The 24,456-nt window shown below is 72.2% G+C and carries 15 protein-coding genes; 6 read left to right on the plus strand and 9 right to left on the minus strand.

Annotation, left to right across the window (positions count from 1 at the left end):
* The first annotated feature begins 49 nt into the window (after positions 1-49).
* The 4 genes from ADK60_RS31590 to ADK60_RS31605 all read left to right on the plus strand — a co-directional run bounded on the left by ADK60_RS31590 (position 50) and on the right by ADK60_RS31605 (position 3,194).
* Positions 50-241 (plus strand): DUF397 domain-containing protein, encoded by a 192-nt coding sequence (locus tag ADK60_RS31590; RefSeq protein ID WP_045941207.1) that lies wholly within the window; start codon positions 50-52, stop codon positions 239-241.
* Between the two features lie 269 nt (positions 242-510).
* Entirely contained in the window at positions 511-921 is a 411-nt protein-coding gene (locus ADK60_RS31595) for a hypothetical protein (RefSeq protein WP_053650432.1), read from the plus strand.
* 148 nt (positions 922-1,069) lie between these two features.
* Positions 1,070-1,789 (plus strand): hypothetical protein, encoded by a 720-nt coding sequence (locus ADK60_RS31600; RefSeq protein ID WP_045941205.1) that lies wholly within the window; start codon positions 1,070-1,072, stop codon positions 1,787-1,789.
* A 148-nt stretch (positions 1,790-1,937) separates the two neighbouring features.
* Positions 1,938-3,194, plus strand: a complete 1,257-nt coding sequence (locus ADK60_RS31605) for a hypothetical protein (protein ID WP_053650433.1) — start codon at positions 1,938-1,940, stop codon at positions 3,192-3,194.
* A gap of 20 nt (positions 3,195-3,214) precedes the next feature.
* Here the strand turns inward: ADK60_RS31605 and ADK60_RS31610 are convergent, their stop codons facing one another.
* The gene (locus ADK60_RS31610) at positions 3,215-3,730 is read right to left on the minus strand and encodes a DUF6879 family protein (RefSeq protein WP_053650434.1); all 516 of its coding nucleotides are present in this window, start codon (positions 3,728-3,730) and stop codon (positions 3,215-3,217) included.
* Positions 3,731-3,878: 148 nt separating this feature from the next.
* Positions 3,879-5,090: a glycosyltransferase gene (locus ADK60_RS31615; protein WP_053650435.1), complete on the minus strand. Its 1,212-nt coding sequence runs from the start codon at positions 5,088-5,090 to the stop codon at positions 3,879-3,881.
* An 18-nt stretch (positions 5,091-5,108) separates the two neighbouring features.
* On the opposite strand from ADK60_RS31615, the gene ADK60_RS47900 reads away from it, so the two are divergent.
* Positions 5,109-5,243: a hypothetical protein gene (locus tag ADK60_RS47900; protein ID WP_286185315.1), complete on the plus strand. Its 135-nt coding sequence runs from the start codon at positions 5,109-5,111 to the stop codon at positions 5,241-5,243.
* A gap of 130 nt (positions 5,244-5,373) precedes the next feature.
* Here the strand turns inward: ADK60_RS47900 and ADK60_RS31620 are convergent, their stop codons facing one another.
* From ADK60_RS31620 to ADK60_RS31650, 7 genes are all read right to left on the minus strand, one after another.
* Positions 5,374-6,078: a 4'-phosphopantetheinyl transferase family protein gene (locus tag ADK60_RS31620; protein ID WP_053650436.1), complete on the minus strand. Its 705-nt coding sequence runs from the start codon at positions 6,076-6,078 to the stop codon at positions 5,374-5,376.
* A gap of 85 nt (positions 6,079-6,163) precedes the next feature.
* Positions 6,164-6,649: a nuclear transport factor 2 family protein gene (locus tag ADK60_RS31625; protein ID WP_045941200.1), complete on the minus strand. Its 486-nt coding sequence runs from the start codon at positions 6,647-6,649 to the stop codon at positions 6,164-6,166.
* A 57-nt stretch (positions 6,650-6,706) separates the two neighbouring features.
* Positions 6,707-8,869 (minus strand): MMPL family transporter, encoded by a 2,163-nt coding sequence (locus ADK60_RS31630; RefSeq protein WP_045941199.1) that lies wholly within the window; start codon positions 8,867-8,869, stop codon positions 6,707-6,709.
* Positions 8,866-10,299: a flavin-containing monooxygenase gene (locus tag ADK60_RS31635; protein WP_159400675.1), complete on the minus strand. Its 1,434-nt coding sequence runs from the start codon at positions 10,297-10,299 to the stop codon at positions 8,866-8,868. The genes ADK60_RS31630 and ADK60_RS31635 overlap by 4 nt, the downstream gene beginning before the upstream one ends.
* A gap of 84 nt (positions 10,300-10,383) precedes the next feature.
* Positions 10,384-12,927, minus strand: a complete 2,544-nt coding sequence (locus ADK60_RS31640; RefSeq protein ID WP_053650438.1) for a KR domain-containing protein — start codon at positions 12,925-12,927, stop codon at positions 10,384-10,386.
* A gap of 7 nt (positions 12,928-12,934) precedes the next feature.
* The gene (locus ADK60_RS31645) at positions 12,935-20,830 is read right to left on the minus strand and encodes a cytochrome P450 (RefSeq protein ID WP_053650439.1); all 7,896 of its coding nucleotides are present in this window, start codon (positions 20,828-20,830) and stop codon (positions 12,935-12,937) included.
* Positions 20,827-22,326 carry an acyltransferase domain-containing protein gene (locus tag ADK60_RS31650; protein WP_053650440.1) on the minus strand — a complete coding sequence of 500 codons (1,500 nt, stop codon included), beginning with the start codon at positions 22,324-22,326 and terminating at the stop codon, positions 20,827-20,829. The genes ADK60_RS31645 and ADK60_RS31650 overlap by 4 nt, the downstream gene beginning before the upstream one ends.
* An 849-nt stretch (positions 22,327-23,175) precedes the next feature.
* Here ADK60_RS31650 and ADK60_RS31655 point away from each other — a divergent pair.
* Entirely contained in the window at positions 23,176-24,324 is a 1,149-nt protein-coding gene (locus ADK60_RS31655) for a damage-control phosphatase ARMT1 family protein (RefSeq protein ID WP_502687468.1), read from the plus strand.
* Positions 24,325-24,456: the final 132 nt, after the last annotated feature.

Raw genomic sequence — 24,456 nt, forward strand, 5'->3', positions numbered from 1 at the left:
CCCAGTTCTTCCCGCCCACAGCGTCCACCCCAACCGCGAAAGGGAAGCAGTGACAGACACCCAATGGCAGAAGTCCACCTACAGCGGATCGCACGACGACTGTGTCGAGTTCCGGGCCGCAGACGCGCTCGTTGAACTCCGTGAGTCCGACGACGGCGAAAACATCCTCCGCACCACCCCTACCGCCATCGCCAACCTCCTCCACACCATCAAGAGCGGCGAACTCGACCACCACGCCTGACCCCCAGCACCCCCGGCGCCCCCTCGCTCGAACCGAGCGAGGGGGCGCAACCACACCCCTCCAGCCTCGGCACCGGCCCTCGGCACCCTGGTGTGCCCACAGCGGCTCTGACACCATCTCAGCTGGTGCACACAGAAAGTGTGCGAATCGTTCATCCCAGCTGCACAGATGCAGCCACCGGACGCCGAGGGGATCCCAGAATGTCAGCGAAGACCTTACGGAGCCGCATCCCGCATCTACTGACGGCCGTACTTCTGCTCCTGGGGCTGATGACCGCCGCAACCGCCCAGGCGCAGGCCGCCCCCCAACGGCTCACCGCCGGCACGACCGTTTGTTCCAACTCGCCCATTCCGGCGGGGTGGGTCGTCACGGGTTCCTACCCCAACAACGGTTGCGCGGGCGCCGGGTACATCTACACGATCCTCGACACCAGCAACCTGAGCAGCGTCACGGTCTGCTCCATCTCACCCATCCCCGCCAGTTGGGTGATCACGGGCTCCTACACCACCAGCACCTGCGCGGGCACCGGCTACGCGTACACCCTCATGAAGCTCACCACCCAGACCACCGCCACGGTCTGCTCCTTCTCCCCCCTCCCCGCCGGCTGGGTCGTGACGGGCTCCTACGGCACCGGCACCTGCGCGGGCAGCAACATCGCCTACACCATCCGCAGGCTCTGACGGACCCTCGGAGGGCGTTCCCACTGCACCCTGGTGCCCCACCAGCATCTCTGACACCATCTCAGCCGCGACGAACAGACAGTGAGCGAATGGTTCGTCTCGGTTGCATCGCCGCAGCCGTGGAACGTCGAGAGGACCCGAGGCCGACATGAAGACCGCACGGAAGCACGTCCCGCACCTGATAACCGCCGTACTGATGCTCCTCGGCCTGATGACCGCCGCGAGCGCGCCGGCCCAGGCCGCCACGCAGCAGGTCACCGCCAGCGCGAGCATCTGTTCCAACAACCCCATCCCGGCCGGGTGGGTCATCACCTGGTCGTACAGCACCAACGCCTGTCCGGGTACCGGCGTCGGCTACAACATCACCGATTCGAACGGTGCGACCAGCCTCAGCGTGTGCTCCATGTCGCCGATCCCGCCGAACTGGGTCATCACCTGGTCCTACAGCACCAACAACTGCATCGGGACCGGCGTCGGCTACAACATCGCCAACGTCACCAACTCCACCAGCGCCAGCGTCTGCTCCATGACGCCCATCCCGCCGAACTGGGTCGTCACCTGGTCGTACAGCACCAACGCCTGCGTCGGCACCGGCGTCGGCTACAACATCGCCAACGTCACCAACTCCACCACCGCCAGCGTCTGCTCCTTCACCCCGATGCCGCCGAACTGGGTCGTGACCTGGTCGTACAGCACCAACAGCTGCGTCGGCACGGGCGTCGGCTACAACATCGCCAAGATCACCACCCAGACCACCGCCTCCGTGTGCTCCTTCTCCCCCCTCCCGGCGGGCTGGATCGTCACGGGCTCCTACAGCACCAACAGCTGCTACGGCAGTGGCACCGGCTACTACATCCGCAAGGCCTGATCACCGCCCTCCGCGCCCGTGCCCCTCGCTCCCCCGGAGCGAGGGGCACTCCCGTGCCCACCCGTCCCGACCAGGTCTTTCTCCGCTCTGATATCACTGGGAGCCTGCCACCAGCCCCCTGCACAGCACCACAGAACGGACCGGCCCCATGGACGACGGGACTACCCCCGCCCCCGGCGGCTACTGGGACCCGCTGCCCACCGCCCGACGGCTGCTCGCCGAGAATCCGTCGCTCGACCAGTTCGGCGGGCTCTGGGCGGGGCGCAACTGGCGCAACGTCCCCGGGCCGTTCTACGGGGCGGACACCGACACCATGCAGATGGGGCGGCTCGACGCGCCGTTCCACATCGCGTACGACGACGAGTTCGGACCGTTGGACGGGCAGGAGTTCGTCTACCGCCAGCCGGCCGACGCCGCGCAGACCAAGGACCTCCTCAGCGGCTGCTTCTTCGGCCACGGCGGCTTCGCCATGGACGGCGACGAGCACTGGACCGACGCCTCCGTGCGCGAGTGGTGGCAGGAGCGCGGGCGGGTGCGCGAGTGGGCGGTCACGACCTCCGACCGCTGGTCGCGGGTCCACGGCCAGTACCGGGAGCACTACCGGGACGCCGCGCAGGGGCTGCGCAGCTACCTCGCCCACCTGGACGGCGGGCTGAACGACTACCTCCGGAACTACCTCTTCCACCTCACGGAAGGCCGTTCGCCGCTCCCCGGCGAAGCCCGCCCCGAACTGCTCCGGCCCCGCAGACCCGCCCCTCCCCGCACCACGGACCCCCTGCTCGCGGGCTACTTCGTCGCCGCGCCGGAGCCCCTGCACGGCTCCGGGATACCCCGCACCGAGCTGCTGACCACCGCCTCCGCCTGCCTGATCGACCAGCTCCCGCAGGACGGCTGCTGGTTCGACACCCCGGCCGAGGCCCTGGCCGCCTGCGGCATGATCGACATCCCCGCCGACGCCCGGCTGTTCGCCCTGCTCGTCCCCGGCGACCACGCCTACGCGCTCGTCACCGACATCCGCGAGGCGGAGACCTACGAACCGGTCCTGCTCGCCCACCTCGACGGCCCCGACCCCACCCCCGAGCCGGCCGACGGCGGCCGCGCCCTCGGCTGGGAGGTACTCGGCTACGACCACGGCATCCTGCACACCTGGCTCTGCAACAACCTCCACAACGACGCCGTCCGCGACCTCGGCATCACCACCGACCACCGCGGCCTGCTCCCCGACCGCACCACCGCCGAACGCCTCGCCACCTGGGCCAACGCCCGCGACGACACCAAACCGGTCACCTGGTTCCCGGCCACCCTGCTCACCTGGGACACCCCCATCGAGACCACCTTCGTCCCCGTCGCCACGGCGCAACCGGCCCCCACCCCCTGGTGGCAGCGCCTCGCCGGCCTCTTCTGAGCCGGGGTGTCCCGCCGTAGTCAGCCACGCGCCGCCACGTAGTCGGCGAACGGCACCGCATGGGCGAGTGCCGTTCGCCTCAGCTCCTGGTACTCCTCCACCCGGTCGTCGGCCAGTTCACGGTTGATCTGCGTACCGTCGGCGCGGAAGTTCAGCCGCACCACCGAGGAGTCGTCGAACATCCACCAGTCCTGGAGCGGAATCCCGAAATCCTGTTCGGTGACGTCCAGGATCCGGATGTCCTCGCCCGCGGCGATGTTGCCGGGGATGCCCCAGGCGAACTGGTAGCGCTGGTAGTCGGTCAACGGCTGCCGCACCACTCGCACCCGCCCGATCGTCCGACCGGAGGAGACGAAGCCCCGCACCCTCGCGTGCCACGCCGCATTGTGCTCGGCGGGCTTCGGCTCGCCCCGCAGGAATCGGGCGACGTTCTCGGCCTCGCGCGGCATCGTGTAGACGGGCTGCGCTTCGAGTCGGAACGCGCTGCGCCGGTAGCCGTCGAAGTGCTTGCGCCACTGGTCACCGTCCAGGAACACGGACAGCCTCCTCCCAACCGGCGGCCGCACACGGGACCCGGCAGGTACGACGCTACGGACGGTGGAGAGCACTCGTCCACCAGAACCTGGAAGGATTCTCCTTTCGGGCCAAAGGACTTGATCGACACCGCTTAGCTGAAGTACCCGATCAGCCCGCGCTCCCTCCCTCAAGGTGAGCCAGGACCGCCGCCGCGCCGTCCTCCGTGGCGATGGCGTGGGCGAGTTCGGTGGCGCGGCGGCGGTGGGACGGCTCGGTGAGGGTGTCCGTGATCGCGGCGGCGAGGGCTTCGGCGGTGAGGTCCGCGAAAGGCAGGGAGCGGGGCGCGACTCCCAGTTCGCACAGCCGGGCCGCCCAGAACGGCTGGTCGGCCATGACCGGAACGGGCACGGCGGGCACGCCGGCCCGCAGGGCGGCGGCCGTGGTGCCCGCGCCGGCGTGGTGGACGGCGGCGGCGGTGCGCGGGAACAGCCAGTCGTGCGGGACGTCGCCGATGGCCAGGATGTCGTCGCCGTAGCCGCTCAGCCCGGCCCACCCGGCCTGCACCACCGCCCGCACACCGGCCCGCTTCACGGCCCCGGCCACCAGCTCGCCGAGCCGCTCGCCCTCCCCCACCGCCATGCTGCCGAAGCCGATGAACACCGGGGGCGGGCCGGCCTGGAGAAAATCGACCAGGTCGGCCGGGGGCTGCCAGCCGTCCGGTCGGGCGGACCACCAGTAGCCGGAGGCATCGACCCAGGACGGCCAGTCCGCGGGGCGCGGCAGCACCGACGGGCTGAAGCCGTGGAAGACCGGCCGGACGCCCGACAGTGCCGACGGCCCCTGGGCGGGGAGCCCGAAGTGCGACCGCAGCCGGGTCGCGGCGCCCGAGAAGACCCCTTCCGCCCGCCGCACCACGTCCCGACCTGCGGCGAGCCTGCCTTCCGGCCCGCCGAGGTCGCCGCGCGCGCTCGGCAGCGCGAACTCCCCGGTGGGGACGGACGGTACGAGGTAGGTGCCGATCACGGGAATGCCGAGCGCCTCCCCCGCCACCCTCGCCAGCGACGCCGGACCGAAGGCCGTGAGCAGCACATCGACGCCACCTTCCACGGCCTGCGCCACCCCGTCGGCGAGCCCGTCCGCGTACGCCCGCGTCAGCGCCTGGACTTCTTCCCGCGACCCCGCCCGGGCCCAGTCCCGGATCAGCCCCTGCGGATCCCCCGGCACCGCCCGGAACCCGAGACCGCACCCCCCGATGAGCGCCTCGAACGCCGAATGCGCGGCCACCGCAACCTCGTGCCCCGCCTCCTGCAACCTCCGCCCCAGCCCCGTGAAGGGCGCGACGTCTCCTCGTGAACCGGCGGTGATGATCAGAGCACGCATGCGGCCGATTCTCCTCCCTTGCCACGGCCCCTGTCGCCGAACGGAGTTCATGGAAGGCTGACCGCCATGGACGAGGTGCCGGACGAGGTCGCCGCGGCGCTCCGCACCTCGCGCTTCGTCACCGAGCCCGCCGCCGTCGTTCTCCGCCAGTGACGCCGCCCCGCAGCCCGCCGTGCTGGAGGACGCCCCCGACGACCCGCACATCCGGGCCGACTTCAGCGCCACCGCCCTGGCCCGGATGCCCACGATCCCTGACCACCGCGCCCCTGCACCACGGCCGGCGTCAGCCCAGGCTGTGCCGCAGCCGGTACTCCACCGCCGCGCCGCCTCCGGCCAGCGCCACCGCGGCGGCGTGCCGGGGCCCCGCCGGTACGTCGGTGACGGCCCAGCCGGCCGGGCGGCGCGCGGGCTCGGCGGTGCCGAGGTAGTCGGCGGCGGGCGGGCGGCCGAGCCCGATGCCGAGGCCCTTGAGATAGGCCTCCTTGCGGGTCCACAGGCGGGCGAAGGCGCCGGGACGGTCCCCCGGCCGGACGCCCGCGAGTTCGGCCTGCTCGGCCGGGTGCAGCGTCGTGGCGAGCACCTCCACGCTGTCGGCCGCGGGCAGCGGCTCCACGTCCACGCCGACGGGGGCGTCGGCGAGGCCGATCAGCACCCGGCCGCCGCCGTGGGAGAGCGAGAAGTGCGGGGCTCCGGCAGGGGCGCCGGCCGGGTCACCGGCCAGCCGCGGCCGCCCGTGCGGTTCGGCGCAGCCGGGGCACGGCTCCCGGGCGAAGGCCAGCGCCGCCGGGGCGAGCCCCAGGCGTCGGCCGAGAACGTGCCGCAGCGCGACGTGCGCGGCCAGGTAGACGGCCCGGTCGGCGTCCCGGACGAAGCGACCGGCCCGCCGGTGCTCCTCCTCGTCGAGGCCGTCCAGCTCGGCCGGTCCCACCGGTACGGCGGCGGCTTCGAGCAGCCACAGCTCGACCGCCCCCGGGTCCTGCGCGTTCATCCCTCCCCCTTCCCCCACACCCACACCGAACGACGGCGGGCGGCCCGGTGTCACCGGACCGCCCGCGTCGGCGTACCCGCGCGCGTCACCTGCCGACGCGCGCCTCGCGGAACGGGCCGGGGCTGCCGACCGGCGTGGCGACGGCCTCGCCGACGCCCTGCTCGCCCAGCTTGTCCAGCACCGACTCCAGCAGCTCGGTGTCGCAGTAGATGTGGAGCTCGGTGATCTTGCCCCACTTGATCCGGACCACGTGCACGCCCTGGTTCGAGTAGCGGTTGCCCTCGCGGTCGGTCAGGTGGTCGACCCACTCGGCGAAGGCCACGGTGTCCCAGGGCCAGCCCTTGGCAACGACCTTCTTCAGCTCGAAGCGCAGGTCGGGCATGACCTCCGCCAGCCGGTCGTACCACCGCTGGATCTGCTCGGCGGTGTCACGCCCGCCCGACAGCGCGTGCGCGCCGGAGAACCAGTGCTCCGCGTCGGGGGTGAACTGCCGCACGATGGCCGCATAGTTGCCGCGGTTGACGTCGGCGAACGAATTGCGGAGGTTGCGCCGGACGATGGCGTGGTACACGTTTCCACCTCTGGTCGTAGAAAGGCCGGTCGATAGTGGTGACGGTGCGTCAAAACCTTACGACTTCTCGACGGCCAGCGGCGGCGCCCCGCCCTCACGGAGCCCGAATCGTTCGTACAGCCACCGGAGCGGAGCCGGGGCCCACCAGTTCCACTGGCCGAGCAGACGCATCAACGAGGGCACCAGCAGCGCCCGGACGATGGTGGCGTCCAGCAGCACGCCCAGCGCGGTGCCGAGCCCGAGTTCCTTGATGAACACGATCTCGGAGGTGGCGAGCGCGCCCAGGGCGACGCAGAACAGCACCGCCGCCGCGGTGACGACCCTGCCGGTGCGGCCCAGGCCCTGGGCGACGGACTCGGCCTCGCCGACCCCGGCGTCCCTGGCCTCCTTGATCCGGGCGAGCAGGAACACGCCGTAGTCGGTGGAGAGTCCGAAGACCATCGCGAACAGCAGCACCGGCTGGGTGGCGTCCAGCGCGTTCTGCGCCTCGGTGCCGAACAGCCCTGCCCCGTGACCCCATTGGAAGACGAAGACCAGGATGCCGAAGGTCGCGGCGAGGGTGAGCAGGTTCATCAGCACGGCCTTGAGCGGCAGCACCAGCGAGCCGGTCATCAGCAGCAGCACCAGCATGCTGGTGAGGAAGACGATCAGCGCGGCGGCCGGGAGCCGGCCGGTGAGGCTGTCCTCCAGGTCGACGAAGGTGGCGGTCTGCCCGCCGACCAGGACCTCGTCCGGGCCGGAGAGCGCCCGGACGTCCTTGACCAGGGTCTGGCTCTCGCCGCTGAGGCCGGGCTCCCGGGGGGTGACCTGGAGCAGCCAGGTGTCCGCGTTCAGCGCCACGGCCGGGGTGACGGCGGCCGCGCCGGGCAGGGCCGCGATCCGGTCGCGCAGCGCGTCCACCCGGGGCTGCGCGCCCGCCGTGTCGCCGCCGGCCGCGACCACGACCTGCACGGACTCCAGCGGGTCGGCGGGGAAGTCGGCGCGCAGGGTGTCGGCGACCGAGCGGCTGCTCGTACTGGTGGGCAGCGAGGACGGGCCGACGGTGGTGAAGGCGACCTTCAGGAACGGCAGTCCGAGCAGCACCAGCAGCGCGCCGGCGCCGATCGCGACCAGCGGGGCCCGCCGCATGACACCGCGGGCCAGCGCGAACCAGCCGCCGTCGGTGTTCTCCGGCGCCTCCAGCGAGCGGCGGAACCGGGCCGGCGCCAGGAAGTCGATGTGCCGGCCGAGCAGTCGCAGCATCGCGGGCAGCACCAGCAGCGCGACCAGCAGCGCCGAGGCGGAGACCAGCAGGCCGCCGACCGCCATCGAGTAGAGGAAGCGCTGGCGGAAGACGAACAGCGAGGCCATCGCGGCGCTCACGGTGAGCGAGCTGAACAGGATGGTGCGGCCCGCGGTGTGCAGGGTGACCCGGATCGCCCGGTCGATGTCGGGCTCGACCGTCATCTCGCTGCGGAAGCGGGAGACGATCAGCAGGCTGTAGTCGATGGCGAGGCCGAGGCCGAGCGCGGTGACCAGGTTGAGCGAGAAGATCGACATCGGGGTGAACTGGTCGACCACCCGCAGCCCGAACAGGGTCAGCACGACGTTCAGGCCGCCGATGACCAGCGGCAGCGCGGAGGCCACCAGACTGCGGAAGATCCACAGCGAGAGCAGGAACAGCACCGGGAAGGCCAGGAGTTCGGCCCGCTCCAGGTCGTGCTGGACGGTGCTGACGACCTGGTTGCCGACCACCTCGCTGCCGCCGAGCTTGACCGCGGCGTCGCCGTCGAGCCGGTCGGACAGCCGGTCGACGGCGTCCTGGTAGTGGTCCTCCGCACTGTCCTTGAGCCGGCCGACCACGATCGTCCGCTGACCGTCCTTGGAGACCAGGTTCTGGTCCTGGGTCCGGTAGTAGGTCAGGACGTCGGCGAAGGTCGGGTCCCCGGCCATCAGCCCGGCGACCTTCTCGACCTCCTCCCGGGTGCGGGGGTCGTCCACCGGGGCACCGGTGTCGACCAGGGCGATGATGCCGCCGTCGCTCTGGATGCCGGTGGCCGCGCCGATCCGGTCGTCCGCCCGGACGCTGCCCGACCCCGGGGTGACGAAGTCCGGGTTGCCGCCGGTCAGCGATGTGACGACGGGCGCGCCGATGAAGGCCGCCACCGCGGCCACCACCACGGCGCACAGCACCATCACCCGGGCATGCCGGTTCGCCAGCCGTGCGATCAGGTCCATCATGCGTGGCTCCTCAGCCGGTTCGCCGCCGGCGCGTTGGCCTGCTCCGCGGGGCCGGTGCCGCCGGCTCCGGCCGCGGTGCCGCGGTTGCGCGCGGCGGGCGGCGGGTCGGCGTTCATCCGGCGGACCAGCTTGCGCAGCAGGGCCCGGTAGGAGAAGTGCTCGACCTGGAGCCAGTGCCGCTCGGAGTCGTAGTACTGGATGCCGCCGTTCAGCTCGGCCGCCGCCATCGGCGTGGACTTGGCCTGCTTGAACCAGGACGCCCGCCGCGGGTCGGTGCGCAGCAGGTGCAGGTAGCGGGCCATGAGCTGGGACTGGTAATCCATGATCGGCCAGTTGCCGGTGGAAGTCTGGAAGTAACCGATGACAAAAAGGTTGTCGTACTCAGGGTGGAACGCGCTGAGGTGCAATTGCGGAGTGCGCCCGTTCCAGTTCAGGTACTTGCGATCGATGAACGGGAACTCGGTCATCCGGTAACCGGTGGCGTAGACGATCACGTCGTACGCCTCCTCGCTCCCGTCGCTGAACTTCACCCGGTCCCCCCGGAGTTCGGCGATGTCCGGCTTCGCCCCGATATCACCGTGCCCCAGGTGGTAGAGGAGCGTCGAATTGATGACGAAATGCTCCTCCAGCAACTTGTGCGACGGCTTCGGCAGTCCGTACTGCTCCGGCCGTCCGGCACTGTTGAGGCGCAGGAAGAGACTACCGAAGAAGCGCACCACCGGCCGGGGCATGCGCCATTTCAGGACGTTCTCGTAGAGCACGTCGGTGGGCATCCCGAACAGGTACTTCGGCCAGTAGTAGCAGCCCCGGCGGATGCTCAGCGAGGTCGACGCGGCATTCTGCGAGGACTCCACCGCGATGTCGCAGCCGGAGGTGCCGCCGCCGACCACCAGCACCCGCTTTCCGCGCAGCGGCTCCGGGTCGCGGTACTCGCAGGAGTGCAGGATCTCCCCGTCGAACTTGCCCGGGTACTCCGGGTACCGGGGGCTCCAGTTGTGGCCGTTGGCGATCACCACCCCGGCGTAGCGGCGGACTTCGCCCCCGTCGAGGGTGACGAACCAGTCCGGCGAGCCGTCCCGGCGCTCGATCGACTCCACCGTGCGGCTGAACTCGACGTGTTCGTACACCCCGAAGTGCTCGGCGTAGGAGCGCAGATAGGCGTGCGCGTGCTCCCGGCCGAGGTAGGTCGGGAAGTGCGCCGGAATCGGGAAGTCGTCGTACTGGATGTAGGGCTTGGACGTGATCAGGTGCACCGAGTCGTAGGCGGCGCTGTAGGTGTTGCCGCCGTACCAGTTGCCGCCCACGTCGTCGGCGCGCTCGATCACGTCGAACTCGATGCCGAACTCCCGCAGGTTCTTGCCGGCGGACAGACCACCTGCCCCGGCGCCCACGACGCAATAGGCCTTCGACCGGTCAACGATCGTGGTCAACGGATCCCCCTGGTGGTGTCGTGCCGTGCCCCGGGGCACGGTGGATTGGTCGGTACCGGACGGCCGGCCTCGGACCGTCCGGTGTCAGTGGTGGCGCAGGCCGGTCACCCGGAGCACCACCGGGCACGGTTCGAAGAGTTCGACCGGGTGGTAGCCGGTCCAGTCGCGGCCGTCCGGGGTGCCGACCAGCAGGACGGCGCCCTCCCCGGCCGACGGCGTGACGGACAGCCGCTCCACCGTGAGCCGCCGGACCCGCCCGGTCGCACCGGTCGCACCCGCGTCGGCCGAGGACGAGCCCGCGCCGGGCGCCTGGGCGAGCCACGCGGCCCGCAGCAGGTTCTCCAACTGGTTGAGCGGCAGGGCCGAACCGGGCGCCGGCGAGGCGAGCAGCAGATCCGCCGTCCGCCCCGGCTCCGCCCGCCCGTACAGCCGGCCGCCCACCGCGTCCCGCTGCCAGGCCGCCAGCCGGAAGGCGTGCCCGCTCCAGCCGAGCGCACCGCCCGGCGCGGGCGGTGCCACGTCCTCCGCCCCCAGCGCCCCGGTCGGCGGCAGCATCGCCCGCTCCGGCGGCAACTCATCGGCGCGGTGGACCAGTTCGGCGGCCGCCAGCCGCCGCCCTTCGCGCTCCAGGGTGACCGCGACCCGCCAGCTGCCGTCCTGCGCCCAGCGGCCCTCGGCGTGCCGGGTCAGCACCGCCGTGCGCCGTCCGGGGCCGACCCGCAGCTCCGCCAGGTCCACGTCCAGGTCCCGGAGTTCGGCGAACCGCAGCTGGTCCCCGTTCTCCGGCAGCACCCAGTCACCGGCCGCCCGCAGGTACTCCAGGCAGAGCGAGACCGGCAGCGCGGGCTCGCCGCCGACCCGGAAGTCGTCGCAGCACGGCAGCTCCCCGGCCGTCAGCAGGTGCTCCGTGGTCAGCGCGGCGTACGGCCGGAAGTCCAGCGGCTCGCCCAGGTAGTAGCGGCTCGCGGCGAGCCGCTCGATCCCGGGCAGACCGGTGTCCTGCTGGTAGCCGCGCAGAACGGACGGCAGCATCGCCGGACCGACGTCGCCGATGAACGTCGACTCGCCGCTGCCGCCGGAGAACAGCTCGCGCTTCCAGTGGTACAGGCCCTCACGGACGTCCACCGCCGACATGTAGCGCAGCGTGGCCTCGTAGTTGGTGATCATCCCGAGGCGTTCCCAGGTCGGCCAGCAGACCGTGGACACCGGCGTCCGCCGGACCCGGCCCGACTGCTCGCCGTCCTGCGAGGCCCACAGCCCGAGCCGGCTCAGCGCCTCGTTGGCGGCCCCGTAGTCGAGCTGGCCGACCATGCCGCCCCAGCGGCCGGTCAGCGAGCCCACGCTGCAGAAGAACGCCAGCGGCGGCCGGTCCGCCACCGCCCGCAGCAGGTTGAGGAAGCCCCCGACCTTGACCCGGACGACCAGCGAGACGATCTGCTCGGTCTTGCCCGGCAGCCGCACCGGCACGTCCACGCCCGCGTTGTGGACGACGCCGGCCAGCCGGTCGCCGGCCTCGTCGACCAGCCGGGCGACCTGCGCGGGATCGGTGATGTCGCACTGCACGTAGTCGATCCGCAGACCGTCCTCGCGGGCCGAGACGAGGTTGGCCCACAGCTCGCGCTCCTGGGCCAGCTTCTCCAGCTCGCCGCGGACCTGCGGCACCCGGCGGGCGGCCACGGCCTCCCGCAGCCGCTCGTCCCGGTAGCGCCGGAACTCCCGCTCGTCGAACGCCAGCGCCGGGACGGCGGCCGCGTCGGGCACCGCGCCACGACCGCTGACCACCACCCGCGCGCCGAACTCCTCGGCGAGCGAACGGGCCAGCGCGTAGCCGATGCCGCGCCCGCCGCCGGACATCACCACCGTGTCGCCGGGCCGCAGCGCACGGACCGGCGGGGCGGGCTGGGCGTGGCGGGCCCGCAGGCTGTAGCGGCGGCCGCCGTGGTGGCCGATCTCGAACGCGCCCCAGCGGTACAGCTCCCGGCTCACCAGCTCGCCGATCTCCTCCGCCGAGTGCTCGGCGGTGAGGTCGAGGATCCTGATGTTGCAGTTCGGGACCTCCCGGGGCAGGCCCTTGGCGAGCCCCGCCCACAGGCCGCCGAGCGGCTGCTCGACCCGGTCCGCGCCGAAGCCCATCCGGCCGCCCAGCCAGGTGACCGGCAGGTAGAACAGCCGCACCGCGTCGGTCTCGGTGATCCAGTCCGCGAAGCAGGCCTGGAGCATCGCGACCGTCTGCCGGAACGGTGCCTCCCAGCCGTCCGGGCCGCTGCGGTCGAAGGGCTCCTCGAGGTTGAGGTCGACGATCCCGTCGATCCGCCCGGCCGCGGCGAACAGGGCCGCCGCGGCCTCGGCGAAGCCGCCGCGCTGCCCCTCGGCGGGCGGGGCGAGCCGGTGCGCCCGCGCCCCGGCCGCGGTGAGCGCCGCGGCGACCGCGGCGGCGGTGGCCTCCCGGCCACCGACCACCGCGATCGAGCGCCCGCGCAGCCCGGGGGCGGCGCCCGGCGGGAGCGCGGCGGTCTCCACCGGCTCCCACACGTGGCGCCGCACGGGGCGCACCGATCCGTCCTGCGGGTAGTCCACCACCGGCGGGGCGAGGGCCTCCGCGAGGGTGATCGGTTCCTTGAGTGTCATCGGCGTGTCATCGCTTCCTGGGCTCCACGACGAGGCGGATACCGTCCACCGGGCGGAAGGACACCAGCGTGCCCAGCGTCAGCGGGTGGTCGGGGACCAGCCGCAGCCGGAAGCGCTGGGCCACCATGGCCAGCGTCAGGTGCGTCTGCACCAGCGCCATCTGGTTGCCGATGCACTTGCGCTGGCCCCCGCCGAACGGGAAGTAGGCGTACCGGGGCTGCTGGGCGCGGTTCTGCTCGGTGAAACGCTCCGGGTCGAAGCGCTCCGGGTCGACCCAGTAGTCCGGGTGCCGGTGGGTGACGTACGGGACCATGAAGACGCTGCCGCCGGCCGGCACGTGCCAGCCGTTGACGTCGTCCTCCGCGACGGCGTCGCGCGGGTACACCCAGATCGGCGGGTGCAGCCGCAGCGTCTCGTCGGTGACCATCCTGGCGTACGGGAGCTTCGGCAGGTCCTCGATGGTGGGCGTGCGCCCGCCGAGCACCTGCTCGACCTCCTCGTGCAGCCGCTCCTGCGCCTCCGGGTCCTTGGCCAGCTCGTAGAGCGCCCAGGCCAGGCCGGTGCCGGTGGTCTCGTGGCCGGCCATGAAGACCGTCATGATCTCGTCCCGGACCTGCTGCCGGGTCCACTCGCCGCCGCTCTCGTCCCGGGCCTGGAGGAGCAGGCTGACCAGGTCGGTCAGCCCCTCGTGCCGGCCGTCCCGGTGCGCCTCGACGATGCCGTCCACCACGTCGTACATCACCTTGCGCGCCTGGCGGATGCGCCGGTTGTACGGGATCGGGACGAACTCGGGGGTCAGCTGGTTGAGGGTGCCGCGGAAGACCATGGCCTCGATGGAGGTGACCATCGCCGGCCCCACCCGGTCACTGAGCGGGTGGAGGTCGGTGTCGAACATGACCTTGCCGAGGGCCCCCAGGGTGAGGTCCATCATCTCCGGCACCACGTCGATGCCGGCCTTGTCCGACCCGCCCTGCTCCCAGCGGTCGAGCACCAGGGCGGTGGAGTCGGTCATGGTGGTCGCCATGTTGTCGATCGCGGTCTTGTGGAACAGCGGGTTCACCACCCGGCGGTGCTGCTTCCACTCCTCCCCGTCGAGGGTGAGCAGGCCCATCCCCATGAAGATCTTGAAGGCGTCGTAGCCCTTGCCGCGGATGTAGTTCTGGTTGTTGTCCTGGAGGACGTACTTGATGTTGTCCGGGTGGTAGTTCAGGTGGACGGTGAAGTAGCCCAGCGGCAGCCGGACCATGTCCCCGTAGGCCCGGCTCAGTTCGGTGAACAGGGCGGGCGCGTTGCGCTGGAACTTGCGCAGGTTGCCGGGGACGGTCCGCAGTCCGCGCGGCCCCGGGGCGGGGCGGGCGAGCCGCGCGACGGCGGGCGCGGGGCGGCGCGCCGGGCGGCGCTCGGGCGCGGCGACGACCGTGGCCACCGCCGTACCCGGCTCCGGGGCCGGCTCCCCGCCGTTCTCCTTGCTCGCGGTCACGTCGGTGCTCGCCTTCCTGCTCGTGGCGTACTGGGGGTCCGTGGCCGCCGGCGTCGGCCCACCAGCCGCGCCGGCCTCAGCTTTTCCCATCGCCGTCACCACCTCACTGGCCTCGGCGGGAGCCACCCCGGGATCTGCCGGCCCGGGATCTGCCGCCCCGGGATCTGCCGCCTCGGGTTCCGCTCTACCGGTACCGGTACCGGTACCGACCGCCCGGGCGGCGGCCGCCTCGGCCACCTCCTCGGGAGTCACGAACTTCCCGGTGCTGCGGTCGAGATAGCCCATCAGCGTCCAGTCCAGGTCCTTCATCTGGATCAGGATCCGCCCGTCCGGACGGACGGCGACGAAACGGTTGCCGCTGCCCGCGTTCCGCCCGTCGGCCTCCGCCCCGGGCAGCACCGCGTACAGGTCGACCCGGCCGTACCGGGCCGCGACATGGCTGTCGCCGCCGTGCTCGTAGACGTCGATCCGGCCGATGCCCAGCGGGGCCGCGAGCGGGATCAGGTCACCGTCGACCAGGGCCAGCACCCCGGTCCTGGCCAGCCCGTCGAGCAGCACCACCGGGATCCCGAAGCTCCCGAAGACCCGGTGGTCGGTGGGCAGTTCGAGGTTGTAGGTGGCGCGCTTGCCGTCCGGGTGCAGCCGGGTGTCGGTGGTCGACACGAACAGGTCGGTCAGCAGCACCGGGGAGCCCGGGCTGTGGTACGGGTCGGGCACCGGCGTCTCCGCGGCGGGGTGCCAGGCCTTCCAGTGCGGCGCGTCCGGCAGGTCGCCCGCCAGCAGCACCCGCACCTCGAAGTGCAGCCGGTCCTTGACCAGCACGGTGCCGTTGGGCGCCACCACGTCGTGGGTGATCCGCACCGCCACCACGGCCTGGCCGAGATCGGCCCGCCGCTCCACCAGCTCGGCCCGGATCCGCTTCCGCAGCCCGGCCCGGTCCGACTCGCGGACCTTGAGGAAGTGGTGGAAGCGCAGGTCCTCGAAGGCGTACACCTTGAGGTCCGGCACCAGCCAGGAGGCCGCCTCGAAGGCGATCTCGGTGACGAACGTCCCCGGCAGGGTGGGCGCGTCGCCGACCTTGTGGTGGCGCAGGTAGTCGTCCCGCTCCAGGTCGAAGACCCGCTCGAAGGTGACCGAGTCCGTGCCGCGCTCGACCACCTCGCCGAGGTAGAACGGCAGTACCGCCGGCTCCACCGGTCCCGCCGCGGTCGGCCGCTCCGGGCGCACCGGCTCCTGCGGCACCGCCGAGTCCGTCCCGCCGCGCGGCGCCCCCGGGTTGAGGAAGCCCGGCAGCAGCCGGTCGACCGCCCGCCGCTCCGCGTCACCGAGGTGCACGGTGTACGGCGAGGGCTTGGCCAGGTTGAGCTCGCGGACGAAGTGGTGCACGCCCTCCGCGGTGCTCATCGCGGAGTACAGGCCGCTCTTCTCGAAGTACGCCTTGGTCAACTCGTTGGCGCCCAGGCCGACCTCGCCCCACAGGGTCCAGCCCACGGTGAACTCGTGGATGCCCAGCACCTGCTGGTGGTAGGTCGCCGCGGCCCCGAGGAAGTCGTTGCCCGAGGCGTAGTCGGCCTCGCCGACCTGGCCGGTCATGCCCAGCAGCGAACCGAAGTTGCACCAGGCACGCGGCTGCCGGCCCCGGAGGGCGTGCTTGAGGTTGAAGTAGCCCAGCACCTTCAGGTCGCGGACCTGCCGGAACTCCGCCAGGCTCTTGGTCGCGATCGGCGCCGAACGGTTCAGCCCCGCCGCGTTGACCAGCAGGTCGATCCGCCCGGCCTCGGCGTGGATCCGGTCCATCGCGGCCGTCACCTGCTCGCGGTCGGTCACGTCGCAGGGCACGTAGTGCACCGCGCCCGCACCGCTGTGCTCGGCGATCCGGCGCAGGTTGGCCCGGATCACCCGCGCCTGGCCGATCCGCTCGTACGCGCGGTTGAGCTGCGCGGGGTTGCGGCCGGTCCGCAGCGCCAGCTGCTTGCGGATGTAGTCGGCGCGGCCCTTGGCGAAGGCCTCGTCGTCCAGCTCCAGGTACTCGGCCGGGTGGGAGTCCACCGGGTTGCTGCCGAGCACGTACACCCGGGGCCGGAAGTGCCGGGCGACCTCGGCCAGCAGCTCGGCGGTGATGCCCCGCCCACCGCCGACCGCGACCACGACGCTGTCCGGACCGAGCGTCGCCTCCCCCGGCGGCAGCAGCTCGCCGGGCTCCTCGGCGAGGGTGACGGTCAGCCGCCGCCCGCCGTCGTGGAAGGCCGAGGGGACGCCGCGCCGGAACGCCGACTCCCGCTCCGCCTGCGCGACCCCGGTGGCGGCCTCCCGCGCCCCGGTGATCAGCGCGTAGGTCAGGCACTGCGGCGCGTACTCCAGGTGGATCACCTTGAACAGGCCCGTGAACATGCCCGTGAAGGGGTGCGGGGTGCGGTCGGTCATCGCCCCGAGGAACAGCCCGACGCAGCTCGCGCCGCCGGCCTCGTCGGCCAGCGCCTCGTGCCGCTGCTGCACCGTCAGGAAGACCAGCTCGTGCAGGGCGCTCAGCGCCTCCGCCTCCGCCGGACCGGCCGTGTCCGCGCCGGACAGGTCGGTGACCACCCGGATGTGCCGGATCAGCCGCCGCGGGTCCGCCTCGTCCAGCAGCCCCGCCAGCGCCTCGGCGTCCGGCACGTGCCGGACCCCGGGACCGCCGGGCACGGTGGACAGCACCAGGGTGCCGGCCGGCGCCCCGGCCGCCGTCACCGTCTCCGGCCGGTCGGTCAGGACGACGGTGGGCTCCGCGGGCCAGAACGGCAGCTCGGCGCGGACCGGCTCGCCGGGCGTCTCGGTCAGCCCGGGCACGTGCCGGCTCACCACCAGCGGGTGCCGGTCGTCGTACAGCCGCTCGTCGTAGAACGCGGACGGCACGTGGAGCTCGGCCTCGGGCGCCGGCACGGCCGCCGACAGCGGGGCCGAGACCCGGACGCTGAGGTCGGGCGCGCCGTTCTCGCCGCGGCAGACCACCAGCGCGTCGCGCTCGGCCGGCTCCTCGGCCAGCACCTGGAGGATGCCGATCGCACCCTCGGCGCCCAGGTAGCAGACCTCCCGGCCGGGGCGGACGGCGCCGCACTCGACGGTCGGCACCGGCCCTGCGGCCGAGGCCGCCTCTCCGTCCCGCTCCGCCTCGGCGAGCGGGGTGTCCAGGTAGCCGAGCACCTCCAGCCCGGCCGCGGCGGCGGTCTCCTCCGTCACCAGGGCGAACAGGAAGGCGCCCTCGGCCAGCACGCTGCGGTCGTCGAGGGCCTCGTCCAGCAGCTGGCGCACCTCGTCGGTGCTGTTGCCGTTGATGCCGCCGACCAGTGCCATCGTCAGCTCGCCCTGCCGCAGGTAGCGGATGGCGACGTCGATCGCGCTCAGGGTCGAGGTGAACCCCGTGTCGACCGTCATGTTGAGGCCCTTGAGGTCGAAATAGTTGGCGACCCGGGCCGGGATCACATTCGGCATCATGCCGGGGAAGGAGTCCTCGTTGGACGGCGGGACCAGCCGCCGCACCTCGGTCCTGAGCAGCTCCAGCGCCTCCGGCAGCCACGGCGCCGAGGCCAGCGAGGCATCGGCCTTCAGCGCGATGGTCAGATCGTCCAGGTAGCAGCGCAGCGCGTAGAGCGTCGCGTTGCGGGTCGCCCCGAGGTGGCCGAGCACCACGCCGGTGGTCTCGCTGTTGTCCTCCCAGAACGCGCCCAGGCTGTCGCGCAGCCGGTGGGCGCACTTGAGGATCATCAGCTGGCAGCGGTCGATGCCCCGCATCATGCCGGGGGGCATCCGCACCTGCTGGAACGACGGCAGCGGGTAGGTGTCGCCGAAGGACACGTCCTCCGGACCGGTCCGGCCCAGCCAGGTGGCCAGCTCGTCGGCGGTCTCGGTGCCCGGCACGTGCGCCGTCCGGGCCACGATCGCGATCCGCTGCGGCTTCACCTGCTCGGTCCGCGCCGGCAGCGGGAGTCCGGACGGCGCCTTCGGCGCCGCGGGCGGCTCCTGCACGACCAGGTGGGCGTTGGTGCCGCCGAAGCCGAAGCCGGAGACGGCGGCCGTGCGGCGGCGGGCGCCGCGCGGCCAGGGCACCGCCTCGGTCGGCACGACCAGGTTGGAGCCGCCGATCGCGAAGTCCGCCGGGGTCTCGGTGAACCGGTGCTGCGGCGGGATCACATCGTGCCGGAAGCCCAGCACGACCTCGATCAGCGAGGCCACGCCCGCGGCCCAACCGGTGTGCCCGATCACCGACTTGTTGGAGGTGACGACCACCGGGGCACGGCCGGGCTCATGACCGCCCAGCGTCTCGCGCAGGGTGGTGAACTCCGCCAGGTCGCCCGCCGGGGTGCCGGTGGCGTGGGCGACGATCCAGTCCGGCCGCACGTCGTCCATCCCCGGCCGGTCCAGCGCCCGGCGGATCGCCAGCTTCTGGCCGGCCGCGCTCGGCGCGTAGATCGCCTTGCCCTTGCCGTCCGAGGACGAGCCGAAGCTGCGCAGGGTGGCCAGCACCCGGTCGCCGTCCCGGCGGGCCCGGCTGAGCCGCTTGAGCACGACGGTCGCGGCGCCGTCCGAGAACAGCACCCCGTCGCTGTCCTTGTCGAGCGAGCGGACCTCGCCGCTCACCGACAGGCCGTTGAGCTTGGCGAACAGGATCGACCCGCGCGGGCCCACGGCGAACGAGCCGCTGCAGACCGCGATGTCGTGCCGACCCTCCAGCAGGCCCTTGAGGCCCAGGTCCACCGCGTAGAGCGAGGAGGAGCAGGCGGTGTCCACCAGCAGCAGCTCGGCGGAGTCCGGCAGCACGTCGCGCATCGCGTTGAGCCCGACCCGGTGCGGGAAGAAGTGCAGCGGCTCGGGGCCGCTGCGCGGGTAGTGCCCGGCCAGCCGCCGCTCGACGGTGGCCAGCGCGGCGGCCCGGTCCGCCCCGGACAGGCCGAGACCGTCCAGGATGGGCGCGATCCGGCCGAGCACACCGGCCCGGACGGTCGCCTCCTCCAGGTGCTGGCTGCCGTCGGCGGTGTAGCCGACCAGGAAGGAGCAGCGGTCCTCGGGGTTGTGCCGGACACCCTCCATGGCCTGGAGCAGCGAGTGGCGCAGCCAGAGCGTGGTGGACTCCACCGCGTTCGGGTCGGTCCCCGCCTCGGCCAGCTCGCGGGCCAGCTGCGGGTGCGGCACGAAGTCGGTGATGAAGGCCGAGCGCTTGGAGTAGGTCTTGTCCTCGTCGCGCTTGTCGGCCGAGTGGAACTTGTCGTTGTCCCACCGGTCGGCGGGGATCTCGACGAACCGGTCGGCGCCGTGCATGAGCTCGTGCCAGTACTCGTCGAGGTCGTTGGCGCCGGGCACCACGATGCCCATGCCGACGATGGCGATCTCGTCGTCCTCGTCGAACGCCTCCTCCTCGACCGCCTCCTTCGCGGCCACCGGGGCGGGCGGGGCCGGCGCGACCGGGGCCGGCGCGGCCTTGACCACCGGTGCCTGACGCGGGGTCACCGCGGCCTGCACGGCGGCGGTGACGGGTGCGGCGACCGGGGCGGTCACGGGCACGGCGGCGGCGGTGACCACCGGCGCGTCCTCCGCCCCCTCCGACCCCTCCACCGGCTCCCCGACCGGAACGGTCGGCGGCACCGGCTCCACCAGCGCCCGCGGCGGCGAGAGCAGCGCCTGCCCGGTGGACAGTCCGCCGTCCGCCAGGATCACCTGGCCGGTGATCCAGCTCGACCTGGGCGAGGCCAGGAAGGCCACCACCTCGGCCAGCTCCTCCGGGTGGCCGAGCCGCCCCATCGGAGTGGCCTCGACGGTCGCCCGCTGCATCCGCTCGGCGTCCGGGAAGAGGTCCACGACCTCGCTGTAGAGCATGCCGGCGGCGGCCGTGTTGACCCTGATCCCGTCCCGGGCGTAGTCGACGGCCAGGTAGCGGGTCATCGCCTCCACCGCGGCCTTGGCCGGCCCGCAGGCCAGGTAGTTGGCCATCACGAACTGGCCGCCGCCCAGCGTGGACAGGTTGACGATGCTGCCCCCGCCCCGCCGCGCCATCAGCGCGGCGGCGCGCTGGGCGCACGCGAGGCCGCCCTTGAGATTGGTGTTGAGGGCCCGGTCGATCAGCTGGTCGGTGACCTCGCCGCCCGGCACCAGGGCACCGTTGGCGGCGTTGTTGACCAGGATGTCGAGGCCGCCGAAGCGCTCCTCGATCTCGTCGAACATCCGGTCGACCTGGCCCCGGACGGCGACCGACGCCCGGATGACGTACGCCTGGCCACCGGCCCGCTCGATCTCCTCGGCGGTCTCCCGGGCGGGCCCGGGCGAGTGCAGGTGGTTGATGACGACGAGCGCGCCGTCGGCGGCGAGACGCTTGGCGATGACCTTGCCGACGTTCCGCGCCCCTCCGGTGACCAGGGCGATCTTTCCCTGCAGTTCCTGGGACACCTCGCTCACACCGATCCGCCCGAGGCGATGATCAGGTCAGCGATCTTGCCCAGGGTGTTGTAGGCGGCCGGACGGACGTCGGACGGCCGGGGCGGCAGCTCGTAGCGGTTGCCGACGCGCACCAGCAGCTCCGTCTGCTTCACCGAGTCGACACCCAGCTCGGCCTCCAGGTCGGTGGCCTCCTCGAACACCTCGGCCGGGTACTCCAGCGCCTCGGCGTAGATGTCGGCGAGCTGACGGACCAGGGTGTCCCGGTCCACCGCCACCGCCACCGCCGGCACGGCCGCGGCGCTCAGGTGGCCGTTGACACTCCCGTTGGCGCTGCCGTTGAGGCTCCCGTTCGCCGCGCCGACGCTCGGCTCCTCCTCCTTGGCGCCCAGGTAGGTCAGGTAGGCCTCGCGGGCGAACGCCCGGACCTCCACGCCCCGACCGTTCCAGAACGCCTCGAAGTCCTCGGCCGGCACGTCGGACAGCAGCGCCGCCCGCAGCTGGTCCGCCGAGGATCCGCCCGCACCCGCGGCGACCGCACCCACCGAGGCCAGCCGGTCGAGCGCCTGCCGCAACACGGCGGCGCCCCCCGCCTCCGGCAGCAGGGTCGGCACGGTGGTGACCGGCGACTCCACGATGCGGCCGGTGATCCGGCTCAGCGCGTCCAGCGCGCCGCTCTCGACGAACACCGACACACCGGTTCCCGCCAGCTCGCGGACGGTGTCGCCGAAGCGCACCCGGGCGGTGAAGTGCCCGGCCAGCAGCTCGGTCAGCCGGTCCGCGTCCTCGTAGGCGCGGCCGATGATCGGCGAGTGGACGGTGGTCTCCAGCGGACGCTGGCGGATGTCCGCGATCCGCGCGGCGAACTTCTCCGCCGCCGGGCCGAGCAGCGGGCTGTGGAAGGCGTACGGCGACTTGAGCCGGGCGAAGTCGATCTTCAGCACGGCGGCCAGCCGGCCGATCGTGTCCAGCGTCTCGGCCCGACCGGACAGCACGGTCTGGCCCGCGTGGTTCTCCACCGCGATACCGGTCAGCGGGTCGCCGACCAGGTCGACGAGCCGCTGCGCCCGGCCGGCGTTGGTGCCGATGGCGGCCATGTAGGCGTCGCCCAGACCGGCCTCGCGCAGCGCGATGCTCCGGTGGCAGACGATCTCGGCGCCCTCGGCGGGCGTGAACGCGCCCGCGGCGACCAGCGCGGCGATCTCGCCGAGGCTGTGGCCGATCAGAACGTTCGGGCGCAGACCACGGGCCCGCAGGACGGCGTAGGTGGCGGTGGACACCGCGTAGATCGCCAGCTGGAGCGCCTCCGGGGCCTCCCGGAGCAGCTGCTCGGTGTCCGGCGTCCGCGTCGCGAACAGCTGGTCCACCGCGCGGTCGCCGAGCAGCGGACGGGCGGCGTCACCGATCTCGGCGAGGACCGGTCCGACCTCGGGGAACTCGTCCCGCAGGTCGGCGAGGGCACGGCCGTAGAACGCACCCTGCCCCGGAAAGAGGACGGCAATCGAAGTTTCAGGCATGACGCACACTTCCCCCATACTCATTTGCGTGATCAGCTGCACCGGCGGATCGCGCCGCATTTCCTTGACCGATGAGACCGTATTCATGCCCCAACACTCGGGAGAGGCGATTCCGGTTAATCTTCGGTTAACTCGAGAACGCGATCACAGCCGAATTCGATGCCTTCGGACACGGCATTGAGGACGCCATTGTCCGGAAATGCATCCGGAGGTCCGGCTCGGCGGCGCACCCTGGCGGCGCGCGAAACGTCCGAGCAACTGGCCTGCAACAGAACGCCATTGGAGTCCGTCGACCCCCCACGACGTCAGGCGGTCGTCACCGCCCCCTACTGCTGCCCACCAGTCGAACAAGTGGAATGACCGACTTCGGTTCCGCAATTGTCAGCCGCTGCCACATTCAAGTTCTTCTTCCCCCGTACCGCTGCGTGCCGAAGCACGCCCTCATACTTGTTTCACCCTAGGAATGTGCCTGACGGCAAGTCAAGTACTTTCTTGGGCGACCGGTCGGTAACATTCCTGACCTGCACCGGAGCCCCGTGCCGACTTCGTCACAACCCCCATTTCGCCAGGCCATGTCAAGTTGTGCGCCACGAAAAAGCGCGAAACAGAAACGCTTCTGCCGCTACTTCCGGAAGCGGTTCCCGAAGTCCCCCGACAACCTCCCCGAACCCCCGCCCAATCGACGCACACCCCGCCCTCCCCCATGCGCCCCCACGCCGGTTCGTGCGCCCACCTCCCGCGCCCCCACCAACCCCGGCCCCGGCCCGAAGCCCCACGACCGCCCGATAATGACCTCGGTCGGGGCGACGGCCCGGCCGACCGCCCATGACGAGAGAGACGAGCGCCCCCGTGCCGACCGCCCCCGTGATCCGCAGCGACGCCCCCGGCTCCTTCGCCCGGGGCGTGTTCCACGAGCGCCACCCGAAGCTCGTCCAACAGGTCCTCGACGCGCTCCCTTACGGCCCCGCCCAGCGGGCGGCGGTCGAGCAGCTGCTCGCGGAGAGCACCACCGGCGTCCTGGAGCCGCTGGGCGAGGAGGCTCCGGACGCTGCACAGTGGCTGGAGTGGGGCGCGGACCTGTGGGGCAGGCCCTGGGGCGAGGCGCCGTTCCTGTGGGCGGAGAGCTACTTCTACCGCCGGCTGCTCGACGCCGTCGGCTACTTCCGGCCCGGCGCGTGGCGGGGCGTCGACCCGTTCGCGCCGTTCAAGCACGCCGAGCTGGCCGGGGCCGCGGTGGACGACGAACTCGCCGCGCTGAGCAAGCTCGACGGCCTACCCGAGGCGCGCCGGGCGCAGGCGCTGCTGTCGTCCGCCCTCTGGGGCAACCGCGCGGACCTGAGCTTCCGGATCACCGCGGAAGCCGACGGACAGACCGCGTCCGACCTGCTCGCCGACGACAGCACCACACTCTGGACGCAGCTGGAACGCGCGAGGGGCGGCCGGATCTGCGTCGTCGCGGACAACGCCGGCCGGGAACTACTGCCGGACCTCGTCCTGATCGACCACCTCCTGACCCGCGGCCTCGCGGCGCAGGTCGTCCTCCACGTGAAGCCGCAGCCGTACTACGTCTCGGACGCGACGACCGCCGACGTCCTCGCCTCGGTCGAGCGCCTGCGCACCGCGGAAGTCGGCGGCCGGCTATGGCGAGCGATGACCAACGACGCCCTCGTAGTCCGCACACACCCCTTCTTCTGCGCACCCCTGCCGTTCCACGACATGCCCGCCGACCTCCGAACCGAATTCACCGGCGCGGCCATGACGATCCTCAAGGGCGACCTCAACTACCGCCGCCTGGTCGGCGACCGCCTCCACCCGCCGACAACCCCCTTCGCCGACAAGACCGGCCACTTCCCGACCCCCGTCGCAGCCCTGCGCACCCTGAAGTCCGACGTGATCGTCGGCCTCGACGCCGACACCGTCACCCAGCTCGACAGCAGCGAACCCGCATGGCGCACCAACGGCCGCCACGCCGTCATCCAGGTCGCGACACACCAATAACGACGCCTGCCCACACGCCGAGAAAAGGCAAAAGCCCCAGGTCACGGCGAGTGAGTCCTGGGGCTTCTACAGAGCCGCCTGCGGGATTCGAACCCGCGACCTACGCATTACGAGACCATGAGGGTTCATGTT

The sequence above is a fragment of the Streptomyces sp. XY431 genome, from assembly GCF_001279805.1.
Classification (GTDB): Bacteria; Actinomycetota; Actinomycetes; order Streptomycetales; family Streptomycetaceae; genus Kitasatospora; species Kitasatospora purpeofusca.